This is a genomic window from Psychromonas sp. L1A2 (assembly GCF_009828855.1).
Classification (GTDB): Bacteria; Pseudomonadota; Gammaproteobacteria; order Enterobacterales; family Psychromonadaceae; genus Psychromonas.
In genome coordinates this window covers 1,836,054-1,857,449 of the sequence record NZ_WUAG01000001.1, presented here as the reverse complement: position 1 = coordinate 1,857,449, position 21,396 = coordinate 1,836,054, and the positions used below count along the sequence as shown (strand labels likewise).

General features: G+C 35.8%; 13 protein-coding genes, 5 tRNA genes and 1 pseudogene. 2 read left to right on the top strand and 17 right to left on the bottom strand.

Annotation, left to right across the window (positions count from 1 at the left end; all coding sequences use genetic code 11):
- Window positions 1-217: 217 nt before the first annotated feature.
- Both GQR59_RS07980 and GQR59_RS07975 read right to left on the bottom strand, forming a co-directional pair.
- Window positions 218-2,707, bottom strand: a complete 2,490-nt coding sequence (locus GQR59_RS07980) for a plasma-membrane proton-efflux P-type ATPase (protein ID WP_160061448.1) — start codon at window positions 2,705-2,707, stop codon at window positions 218-220.
- A 331-nt stretch (window positions 2,708-3,038) separates the two neighbouring features.
- Entirely contained in the window at window positions 3,039-3,818 is a 780-nt protein-coding gene (locus GQR59_RS07975; RefSeq protein ID WP_160061447.1) for an acetoin reductase, read from the bottom strand.
- An 849-nt stretch (window positions 3,819-4,667) separates the two neighbouring features.
- On the opposite strand from GQR59_RS07975, the gene GQR59_RS07970 reads away from it, so the two are divergent.
- Entirely contained in the window at window positions 4,668-5,468 is an 801-nt protein-coding gene (locus tag GQR59_RS07970) for a PRC-barrel domain-containing protein (RefSeq protein ID WP_160061446.1), read from the top strand.
- Between the two features lie 409 nt (window positions 5,469-5,877).
- On the opposite strand, the gene GQR59_RS07965 is transcribed toward GQR59_RS07970, so the two are convergent.
- The 14 genes and pseudogenes from GQR59_RS07965 to GQR59_RS07905 form a co-directional block, all read right to left on the bottom strand.
- Complete coding sequence (locus tag GQR59_RS07965) at window positions 5,878-6,510, bottom strand: HNH endonuclease (RefSeq protein ID WP_160061445.1); 633 nt, start codon at window positions 6,508-6,510, stop codon at window positions 5,878-5,880.
- 188 nt (window positions 6,511-6,698) lie between these two features.
- Window positions 6,699-7,559, bottom strand: a complete 861-nt coding sequence (locus GQR59_RS07960) for an NERD domain-containing protein (RefSeq protein ID WP_160061444.1) — start codon at window positions 7,557-7,559, stop codon at window positions 6,699-6,701.
- A gap of 83 nt (window positions 7,560-7,642) precedes the next feature.
- Entirely contained in the window at window positions 7,643-8,119 is a 477-nt protein-coding gene (locus GQR59_RS07955) for a hypothetical protein (protein WP_160061443.1), read from the bottom strand.
- A 51-nt stretch (window positions 8,120-8,170) separates the two neighbouring features.
- A complete protein-coding gene (locus tag GQR59_RS07950) occupies window positions 8,171-9,112 on the bottom strand; it encodes a nuclease-related domain-containing protein (protein ID WP_160062502.1) in 942 nt (313 codons plus the stop codon).
- Between the two features lie 228 nt (window positions 9,113-9,340).
- The gene (locus GQR59_RS07945) at window positions 9,341-11,086 is read right to left on the bottom strand and encodes a class I SAM-dependent methyltransferase (RefSeq protein WP_160061442.1); all 1,746 of its coding nucleotides are present in this window, start codon (window positions 11,084-11,086) and stop codon (window positions 9,341-9,343) included.
- An 859-nt stretch (window positions 11,087-11,945) separates the two neighbouring features.
- A complete protein-coding gene (locus tag GQR59_RS07940) occupies window positions 11,946-12,881 on the bottom strand; it encodes a type II toxin-antitoxin system HipA family toxin (RefSeq protein ID WP_268892995.1) in 936 nt (311 codons plus the stop codon).
- Between the two features lie 3 nt (window positions 12,882-12,884).
- Window positions 12,885-13,085, bottom strand: a pseudogene (locus GQR59_RS18830) (HipA N-terminal domain-containing protein); the annotation flags it as partial.
- 68 nt (window positions 13,086-13,153) lie between these two features.
- On the bottom strand, window positions 13,154-13,423 hold the full coding sequence (locus GQR59_RS07935; protein WP_160061440.1) for a helix-turn-helix domain-containing protein: 270 nt from the start codon (window positions 13,421-13,423) through the stop codon (window positions 13,154-13,156).
- Window positions 13,424-14,537: 1,114 nt separating this feature from the next.
- Window positions 14,538-16,034, bottom strand: coding sequence for a vWA domain-containing protein (locus GQR59_RS07930; protein WP_236546689.1), 1,497 nt, complete (start codon window positions 16,032-16,034; stop codon window positions 14,538-14,540).
- Window positions 16,035-17,307: 1,273 nt separating this feature from the next.
- Window positions 17,308-17,384: transfer RNA gene (locus tag GQR59_RS07925), tRNA-Pro, on the bottom strand.
- 60 nt (window positions 17,385-17,444) lie between these two features.
- Window positions 17,445-17,529 (bottom strand) — tRNA-Leu (locus GQR59_RS07920).
- A 47-nt stretch (window positions 17,530-17,576) separates the two neighbouring features.
- A tRNA-His gene (locus tag GQR59_RS07915) sits at window positions 17,577-17,652 on the bottom strand.
- A 17-nt stretch (window positions 17,653-17,669) separates the two neighbouring features.
- Window positions 17,670-17,746, bottom strand: a tRNA-Arg gene (locus tag GQR59_RS07910).
- A gap of 48 nt (window positions 17,747-17,794) precedes the next feature.
- Window positions 17,795-17,871: transfer RNA gene (locus tag GQR59_RS07905), tRNA-Pro, on the bottom strand.
- A gap of 507 nt (window positions 17,872-18,378) precedes the next feature.
- Here GQR59_RS07905 and GQR59_RS07900 point away from each other — a divergent pair.
- A complete protein-coding gene (locus GQR59_RS07900) occupies window positions 18,379-19,362 on the top strand; it encodes a DUF3014 domain-containing protein (protein WP_160061438.1) in 984 nt (327 codons plus the stop codon).
- A 143-nt stretch (window positions 19,363-19,505) separates the two neighbouring features.
- Here the strand turns inward: GQR59_RS07900 and GQR59_RS07895 are convergent, their stop codons facing one another.
- Window positions 19,506-21,278 (bottom strand): sugar phosphorylase, encoded by a 1,773-nt coding sequence (locus GQR59_RS07895; RefSeq protein WP_160061437.1) that lies wholly within the window; start codon window positions 21,276-21,278, stop codon window positions 19,506-19,508.
- Window positions 21,279-21,396 lie beyond the last annotated feature (118 nt).

Sequence of the window (21,396 nt, the reverse complement as noted above, 5' to 3'; positions counted from 1 at the left end):
CAAGATTATTGTTGTTTCTGGAATCCTCATTGTTCGCCAACTAAAACGATCAATTAATGAAAACCAAAACATCTGTCATAACACTTTTTATTTTGTAATTACTTTAAGTAACCTATTGATAAAATTAATTATATTTTAATTACTATTTCCACCTATACAGGCGCATCTAAATAGATGCGCCTGTATATCGAAATTAATGGAACAGAACAAACTAACGTTATTTATCAGATTCAGTTACTGGATCTAATATGTGATAAGCCAAAAGTTTCACACGGTCAGTCACAAGGAACCAAACTAGTGCATAGCCCCAAACAAATAACGCCCAACCCCAACCAAGTGGCGTCATGAACACCCCGAACACAGCAATCAATGTCGCTAAAATTTGTGTGCCAATCACTGCGTATAAAAGAATGTTTGCGGGACGAATCGACCAGAACGGTCCTCGCGTCCTAGTCAAAAAGATAGTCAGATGTCCTGCAACAGATAACATTAAGTACATCAGCGTCTGTAGGTGTGGGTGATCAAGTTGAAAGATACTGTCGCCAAGATAAAAGAGTCCAAAAGCAGCAATTGGACCGAGCACCCCAAGCACCGTTGCGACACCAATAACCAAACGCATATTCCAGATCTCGGGCTTGTTTTGATAGCGTACATTATCGTAAGCAATAGATAGGATCGCACCATCGTTGAGTAGCGCTAACATCACAATCATGACAGCGGTTAATGGATAAAAATCAAAAACGAGAATCGCCAGTGTCATGAACAACAGCACACGCAGTGTCTCTGCTATTCTATAAATAGCGTAACTGTTCATCCGTTGAAATATCTTACGACTCTCTTTAATGGCATCGACAATCACTGAAAGCCCAGGTGTCATAAGTACGATGGATGCCGCTGCGCGAGCTGCATCAGTTGAATCAGATACGGCAATACCACAATCAGATTTTTTCAATGCTGGCGCATCATTTACACCATCGCCAGTCATTCCAACAATATGTCCTCGTTGCTGTAAGACATCCACAATGTGGTACTTATGTTCGGGGAATACTTGCGCAAACCCATCTGCATTTTCGATGGTTTCTGCAAATGCATCTGACTCTTGATGTTTTGAATCAGTAAAACCACTAGCATCGAGAATATTACTTCCCATTCCTAATTTTTCAGCCGTTTCTTTGGCGATTGCAACTTGATCACCCGTCAGCATTTTAACCTGAACACCCATTTCTTTGGCAGTGGCAATGGTCGATTTAGCTTCTTCTCTAGGTGGATCAAACATAGGCAGAACACCGATAAACTCCCAAGCATCATTTGCATTGGTCCGTGCAACACCTAGCGACCGAAAACCACGAGATGCAAATTCATTAATAGCTTTATCAACTTCTGCTTCGATTTCCTTTGCATTAGCTGACAACTTTAAAATCACCTGTGGAGCGCCCTTAGTTGTCTTCAATTCCTTTCCATCGCTATTCTTTACGGTAGCTTCAGTACGTTTATTTATGGGGTCAAACGGCTGAAAATGAAGTACTTCCCAATCAGCCATTTTTTGGTCTTTTCCAAGACCGTCAAGTACGGCTTTATCGATAGTGTCTTCATCTTCAGCACGTGAGGCAAGCGCAGCACAAAGAATCAACTGATCAGCCGATACCTCATTTATGCAGAACGGTTCCCCAAGCGTGAGATTGTTTTGTGTCAGTGTCCCGGTTTTGTCGGAACATAGAATATCAACACCCGCAAGCTCTTCAATAGCCGCCAACCGCGTTACAATAGCCTCTTTTTTAGCGAGTAATCTTGCTCCAACAGCCATGGTTACAGACAATACCGTCGGCATAGCAACGGGAATCGCTGCCACGGTTAATACTAAGGCAAACTGCAACGTAGTTAGGATGGGGTCACCACGGAAAATAGAAACGACAATAATGACAGCCACCAGCACGATAGCCAGAATAATCAGATAGTTACCAATCTTCAGTACAGCACGCTGAAAATGACTTGTGGTTTTCTCTTCTTTCATCAGTTCAGCTGTTTTTCCAAAGAAGGTGTTTGCGCCGGTACCGTAGACTAATGCATCAGTATTACCTTGCCTTATGATTGAACCTGAAAATATCGGATCGCCCTGTTTACGTGATACGGGAAGTGACTCACCTGTCAAAGCCGATTGATCAACCTCCACCGATGATTCATCAAGCAACCGAGCATCTGCTGGCACAATATCGCCAAACCGAAGACGAATGATGTCGCCTGGTACCAACTCGCGCGCAGCCGACACAGTCCACTTACCATCACGTTTCACATGCGCATTAGTAGCCAGTTTATCTTTTAGTGCAGCAATGGCATTACCGGCTTGATGCTCTTCCCAGAACCCAACGACGGAATTAGCTAACAGTAGAACGAGAATAATAAAAAAGTCGGGCCAATGCTGAGCAACAGCGGATAGGATCACAGCAACTTCTATCATCCATGGGATTGGTCCCCAGAAATACGAAAGGAATTTAAGAAAAGCATTGGTCTTTTTTTCTTCTAGCTCATTTGGCCCGTATTCCGCTAACCTTTTTTCTGCTTCTGACTGATGAAGGCCATCTGGTGACGATGTTAATTTTTCCTTTAGGTCCCCTAGAGGCATAGATTTTAAATCGTTATTTGGATCACGTTTGTTATCTGATGTATTTTTCGTATCAGAAGCTGTAGATTGGTCATGGTTATTTTGCATGACAAGTGTCCTTTCATAGAATAAATTTTTAAAATTGGGTGTTCCTGTAATCAAACTCTAAGCGAGTCATTATTTCATTAGTCATACCAAGTCTTCACAAGCTATACCAAGCTAAGATCTAAGCGAAAAATATGTTAAAACACATTAATTTTTCAATACAATAACAACGAACTCTAAAGTGCTTTCAGACTGGCTAAATAGCAGAACGAAGGTTGATAATCTTATGCATAATTAATTTTTTGTTCGATTACAGTACAAAGTTGCAGTGCTTAGGCTTAATTGATTACTAAGCCCAAGAAAGTAAGATGAGAAAGCCTTACAAACTAGCTCGTTAACGGTACACAATACCACCATCGATGAGCGGTGCTTGACCTGTCATATAATCAGAATCAGAACCCGCTAAGTAAGAAACAAAGTTGGCAACATCCTCTGGTGTTTGTGCACGACCAAGCGCAATACCATCGACATATTTTTTATAGGTAGCACCTTCAGCCGCGCCAGTAATTTCTGAGAAACGTTTATCAATGTCGATCCACATATCGGTTCCAACAACACCTGGGCAGTAAGCATTTACGGTAATGCCTGCGCTGGCATATTCCTGCGCCGCTGATTGAGTTAAAGCACGCACAGCAAATTTAGTCGCAGAATACACGCCCAATAAAGCAAACCCATTATGACCAGCAATAGAAGAAGCGTTGATTATCTTGCCTTTTTGTTTGTTATCAATGAATTTTTTTGCAGCGGCCTGAATCCCCCAAAGCGTACCACCTACATTAATTTTTTGAATGTTATCTAATTCATCTTGGGTGACGTCAGAAAGGGCTTGAACTTGTGCAATACCAGCGTTATTAACCATGATATCGAATCTACCTAGCGTTTTTTCTACATGGTCAATAGCAGAATAAACTTGTTTTCTATCACTTACATCAGCTTTAAAAATAGCTGTTTTACGCCCTAATGCTTCTAATTCATGGGCAACCACCAACATTTTATCTTCGTTTAAATCGACGATACCAACATCTGCTCCATCTTTTGCTAAACGCGTTGCAATAGCTCGTCCAATTCCTTGAGCAGCACCGGTGACCAACGCAACTTTACCTTCTAGTAACATAGTAAACACCTTTTGATAATAGGATTAGGAAGACAGTTAACTCATCTTCTTGAAAAATAATCAGTTTCTCTCACGGCATTGTCTATAAAGTATGCAAGGCATAAAACTCAGTAAGTAGAACCAATCAGAAGATTAAACGGTATCGCCAAATGAGCTCATCGTCGGTGCGCTGGCACACACAAAATTATCAATAATTATCAATAATTATCTTCCAGTAAAAAACTAAAAATTTAACTAACTTAAATAAAGGAAAATTAATCAGGCATCATCAATAAAATTTAACCAATAAAACTTAACTAATAAAACCAAACGATAAAACAAGCGCTCAGCTGTTTTGTGGAGGCGGAAATAGAGATGGTCATCGTTAAACCTTATAGGCTAAAGACGGAAAAAATATAATTAAAGGAACGATTCTATTAACTGAAATGAAGGATATTAATTTAAATTATCTAAAGCTGCCCTTGCTTTATAACAACCCAAATATCAACTCACTTTTGTGTCAATAACGAATTAGAAATAGAAAATTTAAATAGAAATAGAAATAAAAAATAATTAACCAAAAGTTAAAGTGAATGAAAGGAAAGTCTGTACGCCAACGAACTGACATCAAGGATGTAAGAGGCGTAACTTAATAGATAAACGAGGATAAAAATCAAACCATCAACATAATATTAATTATATTAAATAAGAGATCTAAATTTTCCGAAGAAAAAATGACTTAGTTTAAAGCATAAGTTGAGGTAAATACTTATTCCCTTTACGAAACTGACAACGAAGAAATAAGTTATTTTAACAAGCCAAATAGATCAGTTAATTAATGTGATTGTTATAACAAAAGGATAATCTATTATGTTACGTAGTATGCACGATTTAGAAAATTACAGCATTGCCGCCACAGATGGCGATATAGGTAAAGTAACTGATTTCTTATTTGATGATAAAGAATGGGTCATACGTTATTTTGTTGTCGAAACAGGCAGTTGGTTATCAAGCCGTAAGGTATTGATCTCCCCTATTGGCATACAAAAAGCAAATGGGCTAGAACAAGTCCTTCCAGTCTCTATCACACAAGAGCAAGTTAAAAACAGTCCAAATATTAACACTAATAAAACAGTGTCACGCCAACACGAAATTAACCTACTTGATTATTACAGCTACCCATATTATTGGGGCAACACTGGTTTTTGGGGCAAGGGAATGTATCCACACTTACTTGTTTCAGGCTTTGGAGAACCCGCACAAACAAAACAAGAAGCCGCTGATGTAGCGATAGTACATAAAGAAGCGATTATTGAGAGACATGAAAATGATGATCCAAATTTACGTAGTTGTAAAATCATCATGGGCTATGATATTCATGCTATTGACGGTGATATTGGACACGTAACAGATCTACTAATTGAAGAAGACACAATGGCTGTTCGCTACCTTATTGCGAACACCACTAATTGGTTTGGTGGACAAAAAGTACTCATTTCACCAGAATGGATTGAAGATATTAATTGGCTCAAAAATTCAGCCATTATCAATTTAACTCGCCAACAAATAAAAGAAGCGCCAGAATACCAACCCAACAAAGAACTAAACCGAGACAACGAATTAGCCGTTTATAAACATTACGGTTTCGCAAGTTATTGGGATGTATATTAAAAGCTAAACCTGTCAATAAGGGGCAATTGAAAAGGGGTAATTGTGAAATAGCTTCCTAGTAAGAAATACTCATCAGCCTACTCTTACAAAGAAAAGGTCAGTCTTAGTAACATAAAAAATAAGTGCTGAATGATATCCAGCGCTTATTCAACTCTAGTTTAAATCAATATACAGCATGATGTTTTATGGAATCACTTCAGTCCAGCAATACTAACAATATAGCTATCAAGTGATTCACTTAACAGATATATAATATGTAACATCACAACAAAATGTTGCATGTGCTTTGTTATTACTGATACATAGAATTCTGCATTCAAAATAACTTAAAAATCTTTACCGGGAGTAGACAGAAGAGCATAAAATTCAAAGAGGCTTCGATAACTATTAACCTTGGTTCAAATAATGATCATAAACTACAATTATTACGATGTAATTCTAAAAAATTCTTGTTAGGTTTGAAGGTATTTGGTAGGTTTATTTTCATGCCTTGTTTTTTAATAAAGTACTCATTTACGCTGTTCGAAGTATAATAATCCTTGATAGTCTTACTTGTAATTATTCGGTAATCGTCATCTAAACTAATTAAATGTTTATCAAACGCAGCGTCGTAGGTTGCTGATAAACAAAGGCCATTAGCAGGATCTAAGCGTATTGTTTTATCTTCAACCCAAGGCACAATATGACTCGCTCTATTTACTTCTGGCATATTTAAGCCTGTAATACAGCAAGATTGATTATAAATATTAAGTATTAACTTTCTGAATACATTTTGGTTAGTACGTACATTGACTTCTCTAACAACATCACGCCCTTCTGCATGACCAATGCCATCTAGCAAACAACGTGGATATTTTAGCGTAATTGGAACCTGAATCCCTTCTGTATTTACATTATTCAGTAAGCGTTGCTCAAACTTGAATTCAACCAAGAATGTCATAAAAGACTTTAATGCAGCAGAGCAAAAACCATTGGCTAAATAACTTTTAGCAATACCATCGATCACCCATAAATTATTATCTTTCTTTTTACTCCGCTGCAAAACGAAAACATAAAGCTAATACAGGCGTTCAACAGATTCGACCTTCCAAATATCTTTACAATCATTAAAACCATACGGCTCGTGTTTGAGAAGCGAGCTTAGAATATCTAACGCTTTAATATACGAATTTGCTTTTTGGCTACCAGTGAGATTAGTTGCTTTAATATAATCAGTGAATGCATTTTTAATCATAGGTTGATCACTTTTCTACATTTTGGAAAATTAGTACATCCCCAAAATTGATTGCCAACATACTTGCCTTTTTGGGCTTGTCTTAATGCCATTTCAGATCCGCACTTGGGGCAGGATTTTACTACGCCTTCTTGTATTTCAAGTACCCGATTGGGTATTTCTTTAGGCTCTACTTTACTTTCATATACTTGTTTGGTAATTTCTCTAGGCTCCGCTTTACTTTCAACAATAGTTTTCACATGTTTATTATGCGCTAAGTTTGTTTTCAAACTAGGTGTCAAACGCCCCGTTTCAATCTCAGAGATAAGGCTATTAACTTGTTCTTTCGTAAAATGAACGACTTGTTTAGTTTTAATGTACTCCACACACCCTCTCGCGTAGGTAACATTCTCAGGCATTTTGGTTTTAAAAGTACTATCACCAATAAAAACAACCACTGAATAAATGAATTCATTAGGGATAGTTAAACAACTTGCTAACGTTTGTGTGTGTTTATAGTTCTGGTGTAGTGGGTTTTGAAATTTCCCTGAGTACTTGAAAATCTTTTGCGTCCACTGCTTTTGATTGGCACTGCCAAAAATCCAGCCTTTCATATTTTTAGTTTCAATCACAAACAAGCCAAACTCAGACACCACAATATGGTCGATTTGTGTTGTGCCATCATCAGTCGGCAAAGTAATATTTTTGATTAAAGTATATTGTTTCTTTGGCAAGAACTTGGTGAGTAAGAAGTTAACTAAAAATTCGCCTAATATGCCTTTAAACCAAGCCGACTTTAATACCACAGGTAAAATAAAAAGTGGCAGAATAAACCAGTAGACGGATAATGCGTTAATAATTTGGGTTGTTAAATCCATTTAAAACCTTTTTTGTAGCTCGGTATTTTTGTCAAAATATTCTTCTAAAAAATTTAGGTGGGTGACAGATAAAATTATTTCTTTTACTTACACGCTAATTTTTTTTCTGCAATGAGATCTTTATTCTTATTCCCCATTGTTTTTAATATCAATAAATTGCACTTTTTCTCTCTGTCACGTTCTTCTGTTGTAGCTTTAGGGTTAGATATACTAGCAACGAAAGGTTGGTAACTAATAGAGGCATTACAGTACATTCTTTTTAACTTTTTCATTTTCCAATTTGAATGATTTCTCTTAGTCAATTCTTTACACATATCAGTAAAGAAAGCTTTCGCTTTGATTGTACACTTAGAGTAATTTGGATCTCCTTGATTATAAGAAGTACATATCGTCTTATTTTTTATATTCCATATTTGATGCTGAAATGAAATATTCATATTTTCGTACTGAACAAACTCAGTTTTAAGTTCGGTTCCGTATATATCTGAGACCTTTTCATGTACGTTTGAATTTACAACCGAAAGGTATGAAGCAATAAAAATTGAAACAGGGTCGATCATATATTTTTCTCTATAAAATGCTTAATGTTCCATCACTACCAAGCCAAGAACTCATAGTAAGCGCTCTGAGCTTTCACAATCACCACAATCCAGAAAATAAGTTTCTCCTGATTTTGATACTTTTGCATTTGTGCTTTGGCAATGACCACATGACATTTTCATAGCAGTATTTGTTTCACATTTTCTGCATTTTATATAATAACCATAGCGACCACTTAATGCCGAATAATCCGATGTTTCACCACACCTTTTGCACTTTAAAAGAGATGTAAATTTTGTATGAGAGCTAATATACTTAGGTGTTTTTTCTTCAACCAAAAACTCTTTTTCTATTCGTTCTTTTGGCTGCATTTTAGCCTGAGACATTAAGAACTCTGTAATAGAAGTTAATTCATTGGCGCTAAATTTAGGTCGAGTATCGCTAATACTCAAAAGCCTTCCAACAATATTTTTTATATTCATTACCTGATTTAATTTATCAACTAAAAACTCACTCTTCACTAATTGCTCAGAAACGTCTTTTGGCATAGATTCTCTATCGATAATTGCATTACTAGAAACAACACAAATATTATCCCAACGCCTAAAGCCAAAATATTGTTGAAGCCCTAAGACTTTAGTTAATATTTTATGACTATTTTCAAACAATATTTCTCGAAGCAACCTTTGTTGTAATTCAACTTGTTTGATTGGAGATGCCATACCACTCCATTTTCCATTAAAACTACGAGCCCATTCTCCGAAGCTATTAACCTTCACTTCACCAGTAATACTTTTAGACTCCACTAAAACAAAACCAAAAGGATAAATAATTAAGTGATCTATTTGAGCAGTTTCATCATTGTGCGTAAACTTAAAATCATTAATAACAAAAATGCTAGGATGATCTTTAAATGCTCTTCTTAAATAAAATGCAACATTAGTTTCCTGATCTTGTCCTGCTTTAGCTGTTGGTGAAATTGTATTTTTAAAAATGACGTCTTTAAGGATCATGATAATAATTTTCCAAGTAATATTATTTCTAAATCTCATACGTAAAAATGACCAAACTGTAAGTTCCCATACTCTGTATACGAATTCAGAGTTATCAAGTTTGTGTGCAATCAAGTGCTATGCATTACCAAGCAGAGCCTGAGAACTAGTTCTTATCTAACGCCTTAATATACGAATTTTATTTTTGACTTCCAGTGAAATTAGTTGTTTTAATATAAATTAAACCAATCACCATTCTCTCAACTGCTGCATTTCTTTCAATCTTCCTCTTTGTAGTAATAAAGCTTCAAAGAGGTCATCGACTGAATCATTACTTGATTCCAAATCTGGTAAAGCGATGTTAGCTTCAGCGAAAAATCGTTTTTGATTCAACTGGCTACTAATATCAATTGAGTCGTCTGCTAACCAAGCTTCTTGCCACCAGTCTGTAATGCGTTGTTTTGCCTTTCTCATTTTCTGCTCTGTGGGTAAACGATCGCTTTTTTGTCCGTTCGCAGTGACATCGCTAGGTAATAAATTCCATAGGTCGTTATTAGGCCAACGTGCAAATGGCATGCAATGATCAATTGCGTATTGTTTATTTAAAGTTTTATTAGTCCAAACACAGTTGTGCTGGCTATTGTTCTGTTTTTTAAGCGTTTCAAAACGGTTTCGGACTTCGGTGGTACTGCGCTTTGCTTCTAACCAATTTAATGCATTCACTAATTTATGTTGTTGCTCTGGCGCTTGATATTGTCGATTACCTTGATAACCCGCCATGGTTTTAGTCCATTCTGAAACTAACACAGGTTCAATCCAACAGGCATAACGGCTAAAAGCAATCCATAGGTGTTCAGGTAATGAAAATTCGCCCCAATGGTTTAAGGTGGTTAAGTCTAAAAATAAACTGTCTTTAGCGCGTACTGATTTACTGCTCACTTCGAATACACTTTCTGCACTATTAGGAAAAGTGATGAACTTACAAGGCATGTTTTTGATGTTAGCGACACTTGCAGATAGCATTTTATGCATTGCTATTGCTTGATCGCCTTGGAACAAGTTCCCAATACGGTAATCTGATGATGATAGATGTGTTAATTTATGCCAACCATCTTCCTTCATGAAGCCCATGTTGCTATTTTTATTAGGGGTTTGATATAACTGATATTTATCAATTAAGTCTTTATATTGATGTGCCCAATAGAGAGCAACTAAGCCAACAGGTAATATAACTCTATTATCTTCTCGTCGAATGACAGCACCGGGGTGTCCGTCAGCTATACGTAATAACACGCGCATTAACGCGAGTTTATGTGTTGCAGATTTGCCATCGTTCAATGCAACATGACGAATAAACGGAAATGCTCCGCTACCATCATCAGGTAGTTTGAGTACAACCGTTTGCCATGAGACATCAGCTCTGCCGATCACATCAGGCTTTTTATCTGTGATTAATAATAGAGATAGGCCGAGCTTTGTAGACATTTGTACTAAAGCATCACTAGAAACCTCATACATATTTCGTTCATCGCCACTTTCACCATGGCGTAATGAAATAACTAATAGGCCACCGGGCTTTAATAAGTTAGCGAGCTTTCGTAATGATCTAGCGCGTTGCGCATCTGGAATGTGCATCCAAACAGCACTTAATAGAATGAGGTCGAAACTGATTTCTTTACGAGTGACGGCGGTGAGATCGGGAAGTGAATCCTGCAACCAATTAATATTCAAACCTTGAGTATGCTTTTTACCAAGCTCAGCTAACATTAATGCGGGTTCAATCGCGGTAACAGAAATGTTATTCGCAGCACCTTGTTGTGCAAAGTATTGACTATCGCGCCCTGCGCCAGCCCCTATATCTAAAATACGAGCCTCTTTTTTATTCAAGATAGGCGTTAAGTAACTAAGCCAGCTTTCGTGTACTTGCTCAAAGGTTTTTGACAGATACATTTCAGCTAGTTTACTGGCATTTTTATTATAAAAATTAGCCGTCATACCCATCCTTGTTTAAGGTATAAAAAATAGATGAAAGAAACTATGTCAATTTGAAAGTGTTTAGGTATTAAGTGGAGAGGATAAGTACCTAATATTTAAGATATTAACACTTAATAGTTATTAATTAAAAGCATAGTCTTGATGTTTTTGAGTTTATATTCTCATTTTTTAGATATTATATTTTTATTTAACTATTAATTACTTACGGATAAAGTTAACTATCTTAAGATTTTTTTTATTAAATTTTATCAATACGACAATACAAGAGAAATATTTAACGGTTGTTAGGTAAAGTTGCCACCTTAATACTGCTCGAGCGACAGCTTAGTGCTTGAGTATATCTTTAACTACTCATGGTATTTTTAAGAAAATTAAAGACGCAAAAAACGCTTAACTGTCTCCAGTAAAAGCGGTTTTAAGGTTCTCCAAGGATAGACTGTCAGCCCTTAAAACAGCCCGCGGCTCTATGACTCTTTAACAGTTATTAAATTTTAAAAATTCTTACGAAAATCTTATCTGAACCGCGAATAATATTTTGTCCATCACCTGTATATATCCCCGTTACCATTCAAGTTGCTTCGTTCAGACGCTAACTTAGACTCCAAATCAAGGCTTAGTAATGTGGTGACAATAGCTGTTTTTATCGAAGGTGCTTATATAAGGTTACTTATAAAAGGTTGCTTATAAAAAGTTTCTCTGAGTTGGTTTAAAGCAAACGCCGCAGAGGGTGAGCTGTGAAGCAAACATCTCCGTTATTATAAAGTGTCGATTTAACCCGTATTTATTTCTCTTTTTGCGAGTATCTGCTCACTTCACGGCTTGCTGAATTTTTTACCTTGAATGGTAACGGGTTTATTACTTATTCAGTTATATTGACTTCAAGCAATTCAATCATCTTTTTAGCAATATCGCTAAACCCTTGATGCTTTAAACTAAGCTCTTTAATCATTGGCAAAACCTGAGATTTAGCTTGTTCAAGTTCATCAACAATTTTAGTCATTTCTTTATTTGATAATAAACAATGTTGTTTGCCGAATTTAATCAGCACTTTCCATTTTGGCCAACGTTTAGAGCCCGTTAAACTTAGCGCCATCGTATCATTTTCGATATAAGGTGTTGTGCTTACAATATCAAATACAGGCGAAAATAAGACAGAAGTCTTTGGTAGTTCACCTAATTTGTAAGCAGCTAGATTTTCATAAAGAACACCATAATTTTTTAAATGCGCATCACCGTTTCGTAAAGTAATATTCAAAATGGTCAGTTTAAAAAAATCATATAAGGCAGTTTTACGATATTCTGGTGAAACAAACTGACTGATAGTATTCGCACAAGACTCTAAACTTGCATCATATTTTTGTTTAGTCGATCGCCCCTGTAAGACACAAAAGTCTTCGAATCCTATTGGCTTAACTTCGTCGTTAATATCAAAGCGTTTAGTTATCAATAACTGCCCATTATCACTCAAATAAAAAGGCGAAACAGTTAACCCCGCAGCTTTAGCCATGCTTAAGCAGATAAACTCATTACACGCTAATTCTGGGTATTCTTCACCCCAACTTTTCACTATATATGAATCGATTGGATAGGTCGTTTTAGACCTTATTTTCTCATGACTGGATTGTTTAAGATCTAACAATACTTTTGGTTGTACCCCTGCAACACCTGAACGCAAAGCAAACCTTGATAACAGTTCAGAAAAAAGATCAACATCATCGCTTTTAATAAGATGCTCTAGGCTTAAATCAAATTCGCTTTCATCTACTAGTAGTTTATCTTCCAATGCATATCGCACAGAACCAATTTGATTATTTCCTAACAATGCCAGTACTGTTAAATCATTGCTGCCATAGAGCTTTGCAGTTGCCTTCTCAATGGCTAGCCGTAATCCACCTTCTGGCATATTCATCTGAAAGAAGGGATGTAACCCATCGTATGTATAGGTTTCCAATCGAATGGGCATAGTAAGGGATAATGCAGTTTTTGCATTTAGGTCATATGAATAATGATGGACTACATTTTTTCTGTAACCTCCCTACTCTATTTTTATGGATCTAGACATCAACATTAGCCATTATTAGTCTCTTTTAATTGGTCTAAAATCGGTAAACCTGTATCTGTAACTATTAACGATTTATTGAATAAGTTAAGGATCCGCTCAATCTTTCTTAATCCAACATCATCGTAATCTCCACGTTCAATTTTGCCAATCGTTGTTCTATTAAGCCCTGCATAATCAGCTAATAACTGTTGGCTCCATTTTCGCTGCTTTCTTTCAGATAAAATAATTTCTGAAATTTTAGATAAAGACTTCATACAAACCTCAACATTGTTCACTATAATCACCAAAATCCTCATATAAACAAAATAAGGTGACTTTAATCACCCAACCATATCGTTATAAGTCAACATATGCAAAAGAGTTAAACTAAAAATACTCATGCCTGTTATTTGAATCCAAGCCCTATGAAGCTCTTAGCTGTTTAATTAGATAGTCATACATTTAGAGGGAATGGCCACTGTCAAATTAAGTTTTTTTACTATTTTTGAAGCAAAAAAAACTTAACAGCTTCCAGTACAAACGGTTTTATTAATGCAGTTGGTGATAATGATTCGAACTTCTTCCAACTCTTTTCCAAAACAATTGAGATGTGCTACCAAGCTCCGCTAATCACCGATATTTTTAATATTTAATAAGTTAGAGATTGAAATTAACTAATTAATATTATTGTTTAAATGTTTCTAAAGAGAGGACTGTTAAATAGATAGGAAACTATACCAATCACACCAATTAACGGATCTATTTTACTGATTAGAATAACTTATTTCTTCGTTGTAAATTTCGTAACGGAAGTAACCATTAAAGCATTAACCTCTTTTAGTTAATACTCCGACAGATGATTAACTAAGTTAATCTTCGAAAGGCCTGAGTTTACACCTTTGACTAAGTCTTTTTTCCAGTGAAAAATTTAGATATCTTATTTAATGTAATCGATATTATTGGCGAGGTTTGTTGTTCTTGGTAAGTAATACCAATCACACTAATTAACTGATCTATTTTACTTGTTAAAATAACTTATTTCTTTGTTGTAAATTTCACAAAGGGAACAACCATTTAGCTCAATTTACGCCTCAAACTAAGTCATTTTTCCTGCGTAAAATTTAGATCACTTATTTAATATAATCGGTATAAACAAGTTTACCCATATTTATTATCCTCAATATGATTAATGTCTATGAGGGTAATAATATAAACGCCACAATATTTGTGGCGTTTATAAGCTTGTGAAGTTTGTAGGGGTATTAGAGAAAGTAAAACAGAGCGGTAAAACTAAAAAAACCACATACTTAAGCCGTTATGCGGTTTAATATTAGTATAACTGACATATCAATTAAGAATAATCAAAGAGAGTACCATTCTAGATTTACACAAAGTATTTTTAAACTAACGTTAATTAATAGTTAATTCGCGAGATGTACTTTCTCCATTAATATCAATTGTCACCTTTAATATATCGCCCGATACTACTGATTCACCTAAAGTAGCATTGTAATTAAAAGAAGATTGTGTTGATAAGCCATCAAAAAAACCTGACAGGTCAGATACATCAACTACCTCTAAATATTGACTCCCCGTATCTGTTGCAATTGCTTCCATTCTAGAAGCATCAGACGATGAAATACCACCACCTATAGCTAGAACACTAATTGGTATATTTTTCTCTTGTGCTTTTGTAATTACGTCAGTATATGAAACAGAGCTGCTATTATCATCGCCATCACTTAACACGATAATTTGTGGATTTGTGATTGATTCATCAAATTCATCAAGACCTACATCTAAACTATCGTAGAAGGCCGTTGCGCCACTAAATCGATAATAGGAATTAATAAGGGCAATATCGTCATCTCTCTCTTCATGCCTTTCAACTGCTGGTGAAGATGGATATACGTACATCTCTGAGTGTGGATTATAAATATCAATTAAAGTGTGCACAGTCGCACTATCTTCAATAAAACCATTTTCTCTTTCACTAACAAATTCTATTGTATCACCATCAGAATTCTCTAACGATAAGCTATCATTAATGTAATCATCAGTGAACGAATATACATAACTTGAAAAAATAACCATCGAAAAACTCGCTTCTTCATCGTTATCTTTTGTTGTTTCTACAAATTGATGTGCTGATGCGGCAGCGATTAAATATCTTGATTGATAATTACCATCTTCATCTACAACATAATTATAATTTTCATCTTGAACATAACCAGACATCGAACCACTTGAATCAAGTGAAATAAGAATTGAAGCTGCATTATCAGCAACACTTTGTGAACCAATTAAAGTTGTAAGGTCGACCTCAGCATCATTTTTTTCAACTGTAAATGCTGATGAATCTAGTCCTATTACTGCTTTATGAGACTCAGAGTCTGTGATGGTAATGTTTACTTCATTATCAGACAGTTGTCTTAAACCTGAAAAATTATATAAAGCATTACTCGATATCGTCGAAGCAACCTTTAACTCACTATCTTCTAAAAAATTTTCAACATTAGACTTTATTGTTTTATACCCTTCTTTTTCAGCAGTCAACAATACAATTTGTTCTGCAAGATCTTGATCAACAGCTACATCAAATGATCCACATTCATCTGTTTTAATATCGTCTTTTAAAATTTCACCGTTTGAGTCTTCTAAATTAACAATCGCATTTGATAATGCTGCATAACCTGATGGGATATCTGAACAAGCTGAGTTACGTTGAGCCACTGATTTTGTAGCTGCGCTTTCACTAAGACTTTCTGGAATAACTAAAGAACCTGAGATTGACACTTGCTCACGATTATCAGCAACTACATTAGAGCTATCACTTGATGAGCTATCACAAGCAGCAAGACTACTCACTAATATTGCAGCTAATGTCAGTTTAAAATTTCTATGCATCATTACTTCCTTATATATGAAAAATAAAGAGATAAAAACACAATTAAATATAAAAGTAAACTGAAATCATAAACTTAAGGGTAAAAAAGGCAAATTTAAGTCTAAAAAATAAATAGATAATTTTTCTCAGTTAACAAAATAAATCTAGGCTTGCAGTTTAAAATTACTGACTTATTATGCATACCAATAAACATTTTATTCAGTTAATAAGAAGTGAACTAATTTGTAAAAAAGTTAAGGTATATACATTAAGAACCCAACAGCCACCTACTAAGTATGTAGAGGAGGTTTATGGATTAAAGACTCGTTTAATTAACTTCCGTTCTAAAATGAACGTCACTTCTAACTGGTACTGTAGATATTCTTTAATCATTTTTCGGTTACCTCTCCTAATACTACACAGAAATATCCTTTAGATCAGAAAAGCCCTCCCCCCCCCCTCCCAAGATCTCTTTTTAAGGTCAGGGAAACTTTCCTGATAAAGTTAAGTAGTTCATTCAAATATAGTCGGTGATAGATGGTGCGAATAATCGACAGCTTGGTGTATGAGCAGATCTTTAACTATTAACAAAATCTAAACAAAAAAACCGATGTTGCATTTAAGGATAAAACGGTTTTCTTAATGTTGTCGGAGATAGATGGAGCGAATAAGCGTGAGCTTAGTGTCTGAGCTATCTTTTCAACTAATGTCGTATTTTCAGAGCCATAAACGAAAAAATCCGCTTTTGCGTTTAAGCATAAAGCGGTTTTCTTAATGTGGTCGGAGATAGATGGAGCGAATAAGCGGCAGCTTAGTGTCTGAGCTATCTTTTCAACTAATATCGTACTTTCAGAGCCATAAACGAAAAAATCCGCTTAACTATTTCTAGCTAAGCGGATTATTCTTAATGTGGTCGTGATAGACGGAGCGAATAAGCGACAGCTTAGTGTCTGAGCTATCTTTTCAACTAATTTAGATTTTTAATAGATAAAACGAAAAAATCTTCTTAAGTTATAAAGCTAAGCAGATCTTTAACTATTAACAAAATCTAGACGAAAAAAAACCGCTTCTGTATTTAAACATGAAGCGGTTTTCTTAATGTGGTCGGTGATAGACGGAGCGAATAAGCGACAGCTTAGTGTCTGAGCTATCTTTTCAACTAATTTAGATTTTTAATAGATAAAACGAAAAAATCTGCTTAAGTTATAAAGCTAAGCAGATCTTTAACTATTAACAAAATCTAGACGAAAAAAAACCGCTTCTGTATTTAAACATGAAGCGGTTTTCTTAATGTGGTCGGTGATAGAGGATTCGAACCTCTGACCCTCTGGTCCCAAACCAGATGCGCTACCAAGCTGCGCTAATCACCGAAATTGTTAATATCTAATTAGTCAGGGATTGTAATTAACTAATTGATATTATTGTTTAAATGGTGCGGAAAGAGAGACTTGAACTCTCACATCTTACGATACTAGAACCTAAATCTAGCGCGTCTACCAATTCCGCCACTTCCGCAACTACTTAAACATTTACTCTTTTTAACTATTATCATCTTTAAAAAATGGGGCGAATGACGGGGTTTGAACCCGCGACAACCGGAATCACAATCCGGGGCTCTACCAACTGAGCTACATCCGCCACTGCACTTTTAAAAATGGTACGCCCTACAGGATTCGAACCTGTGGCCTACGGCTTAGAAGGCCGTTGCTCTATCCGGCTGAGCTAAGGGCGCAAAAGCTGGACTTATATCTTACAACGATTACTCATTGTTTTCAAAATGTGGTCGGTGATAGAGGATTCGAACCTCTGACCCTCTGGTCCCAAACCAGATGCGCTACCAAGCTGCGCTAATCACCGAGTATTTTTTGTATTCTGTAATAGGAAGTCAAACCCTCTGGTCCAACTCTTTTCCAAAACACTGGAGATGCACTATCAAGCTGCGCTAATCACCGAGTATTTTTTGTATTCTGTAATAGGAAGTCAAACCCTCTGGTCCAACTCTTTTCCAAAACACTGGAGATGCACTATCAAGCTGCGCTAATCACCGAAACGTTGAAACACTTAATGCTTGTCAACGAGGCGAGATATTACTGAGTTGAGTGGACATCGTCAAACTTTATTTACATATATTTTGTTGCTTGCTGAATAATTAGTCGCATTGATTAATATTAATTCATATCTCGCTATTATTTGTTCTTTTCTGTTGTTTTTAATACGCATTTGTATGTTCCACAAAATGATATTTATTATATTAAACAGAAATATGTACACAATTTGTTCTACAATTCAGATATAGTGAATTAGTTATTGATTTAATATAACAGATCAGCAAGTTAACTACTTTTATTAAGGAGTAAATTATCCATGGCTTATCCCGATTTACCTAAAGAAAAACCTTATTCATGGCTTAATATCATTCTCATCGTAATTTGTTTTTCTATGTTCGGTTATAGTATTTTTTATTTCACCTATCCTAATGCACACCATCGACTAATGGAACGTTTAGGCGTTGCCAGTGATTTTAATTTCGATTTTCTCAAAAAATCCGAGATGACAGATGAGCCAGCTATCGACAATAACGTTATTGAAGAAAAGGTTGAGGTTATCCCGACGCCTGTTATTGAACCTTTATCTACGGCACAACCTACTGAAGTTGTTGAAGTAATAGAAGAAGAGGAAAACCCGTTACCAGTATTAGAGGAATCGGATGACCTTGTTCTGTCGACTATCGAAGAATTTAGTGAAACGGCATTAGTCCCAGGCAACCTATTACAAACTGGTTTAATAGCGAGTACGGTTGTTTTTATTGACAATTTTAGCCGGGGTGATTTTATTGCCAGCTTTAGTCCTTTGTTTCCATCTAAAGAACCTTTTAAAGTAAAAAGAAGTGATGGAAAAATTTATGTCTCAATATACAGTTATCAACGATATGACGATTACAGTAATTACATCGCTTCACTTGATAGTGAAAAGTTAGTACATGCATATAAAACATTTAAGCCGTTGATTGATGAGTCTTATGCTGAGATTTCACGTGAAGGAACTCTATTTGACGATGTATTGAATAATGCGATTGAAATGGCATTGAGTGTGCCGGTTATTAATGGGCCGATTACCTTAAAGTCCCCTTCTGTTATGTATTTATTTAATAACCCTGCATTAGAGGAATTAAATGATGCACAAAAGTTATTGTTAAGATTAGGGCCTGATAACTTAACTAAAGTGCAAGACAAGTTAAGAAGTATTCAAGCGGAGTTAGTTAAACAGCGTATGGAAAGTGATAAAGTTTATTCATCGTCAGCATTAGAAAAGACTGGTGAGCCAGCGTTATCAAGTCAAGAAGACTAAATTATTAAACAATAAAATGCTGTTGATAAATACTCAGTAAAAAAGCCACTATGAGTTGATATCTAATAGTGGCTTTTTTTATGAAGTAACCTAATTGAAGTAGCCTAATTGAACTAACCTAATAAAAAATCTAATAGAAACGATTATTTATGAAATACGTTACTTATCCAAACTGTTTGGTAAGGCGCTAATGTGATCATTTCTTGTTGCATATCTAACTCAATACCTGAAATTAGTTCGAACCAATTATCCGTCATGATTAAGTTTAAATCATGAATAGCCAGTTCCATCTCATGATCGGTAATATTGCTGATACAAAAGATACTTTGCTTTCTATCTTGACTCTGTCTCCAGAAACCAAACATTTGTAGACCTAAATGTAAGGTAAACTGGGTTGCATTAGGATGGAAAGCAGGTTGTTTAATACGTATGTCAAGCAGGCCTTTAAGCGAACTTAACACAACAGCATGATGATTCTCACTGTCAGCTAATTTACTTTGCAGCTCTTGATACTCCCAACGATGACGATTAATAGAACGATTTTGTTGGGTGTTTGCTACTTTTTCATAATCATTCTGTGTACCTAATAAACTATGAATATAAACACCTGGAATACCTTCCAATCCAAACATGATCGCATGTGCACATATAAAGCGTTGAAGACCTAAACTGTCTCTGCCTTTGGTTGTGCCCTGTAGTGCGTCATATAAGGCGATATTGATTTCATATGGTTTAGGTTCACCGGTTTCAGTTGTACGCCAAGAAACTTTACCACCGAACTCCTGCATTGCTTCGACTAAGCTATTTAGCTCGTAATCATTTAACAACCCTTCTGCAGGTCTCAACCCGATCCCATCATGAGAAGCGATGAAGTTAAAGTAGAAGGTACCATTTTGCGATGGTGGCATACTCATTAACCAACGTTTTAGGTATAAACAATTACCCGTCACTAAGCTGTTAATTAATAAAGGAGGCAATGAAAAGTTATAGATGGCATGTGCTTCATTGGCGTTACCGAAATAAGTGAGGTTTTGTGTATTCGGTATATTGGTTTCTGTGATAATAACCGCATCGCTGACGGCATGTTCTAATAACGTTCTGAGTAAGCGCACTACTTCATGCGTTTCTGGAAGATTGATTGAGCTACTATTCAGTTTTTTCCATAAGAAAGCAACGGCATCAAAACGCAGTATTTTCACCCCCATGTCGAGATATAAACGAATGATTGAAACAAAGCTTTTTAATACTTCTGGGTTTCTAAAATCGAAGTCGACTTGGTCATGACTGAAAGTACACCAAACATGTTGTGTGCCTTTACCTGTATCAGTTTCTCTTAATAGGTCTGAGGTTCTTGGTCTAACTACATCGGATAAATCATCATCTGGTGATGCGGTATAGAAAAAGTCATAGCCAATACCTTCGCCTTTAATGAAGTTATCAAACCAAGCACTCCTGCTTGAACAATGGTTAATGACCAAATCAGACATTAATCGACGGTCTTTGGCTATGCTTTGGATCTCGTCCCAGCCGCCTAATGATTCATTCACACTTGAATAATCGATGACTGAGAAGCCATCATCTGAACTGTAAGGAAAGAATGGTAGGATATGAACACTATTAATGCTGTCGCCGATATGATTATCAAGAAAATGTTTTAACGTTTCTAATGGCTTTTCATCGGCGTTGAGTAAGCTGTCACCGTAGGTGATCATAATGACGTCTTTTTGTGACCAATGGTTTTGATAAGCAATAGGTGTATAACAGTTTTCATCCAGTCGCATCAGTTTTATTAACTGGTCGCTGAGTTCTTCATAATCAATGGTTTGGTCGACGTCTTTGTAAATGAAGTTAAGCTGTTGTATTAATTTATTTTTTAGTACTAACAACTCGTTTTCTTCGGCATTCAATTCTGCCATAACATTCCCCTTATTAATTGCCAATCACTCACTTTCAGTTGAATAATTGGCAATACTTTCTTATTTACAATTCATTATTTACAATTCGTCGAATAGATCAATAATTCTTTAAAAGAAT

Coding starts and splice junctions, on each gene's coding strand:
- GQR59_RS07980 (WP_160061448.1), bottom strand. CDS start 2,707: ATGCAAAATAACCATGACCAATCTACAGCTTCTGATACGAAAAATACA.
- GQR59_RS07975 (WP_160061447.1), bottom strand. CDS start 3,818: ATGTTACTAGAAGGTAAAGTTGCGTTGGTCACCGGTGCTGCTCAAGGA.
- GQR59_RS07970 (WP_160061446.1), top strand. CDS start 4,668: ATGTTACGTAGTATGCACGATTTAGAAAATTACAGCATTGCCGCCACA.
- GQR59_RS07960 (WP_160061444.1), bottom strand. CDS start 7,559: ATGGATTTAACAACCCAAATTATTAACGCATTATCCGTCTACTGGTTT.
- GQR59_RS07955 (WP_160061443.1), bottom strand. CDS start 8,119: ATGATCGACCCTGTTTCAATTTTTATTGCTTCATACCTTTCGGTTGTA.
- GQR59_RS07950 (WP_160062502.1), bottom strand. CDS start 9,112: ATGATCCTTAAAGACGTCATTTTTAAAAATACAATTTCACCAACAGCT.
- GQR59_RS07945 (WP_160061442.1), bottom strand. CDS start 11,086: ATGACGGCTAATTTTTATAATAAAAATGCCAGTAAACTAGCTGAAATG.
- GQR59_RS07930 (WP_236546689.1), bottom strand. CDS start 16,034: ATGCATAGAAATTTTAAACTGACATTAGCTGCAATATTAGTGAGTAGT.
- GQR59_RS07900 (WP_160061438.1), top strand. CDS start 18,379: ATGGCTTATCCCGATTTACCTAAAGAAAAACCTTATTCATGGCTTAAT.
- GQR59_RS07895 (WP_160061437.1), bottom strand. CDS start 21,278: ATGGCAGAATTGAATGCCGAAGAAAACGAGTTGTTAGTACTAAAAAAT.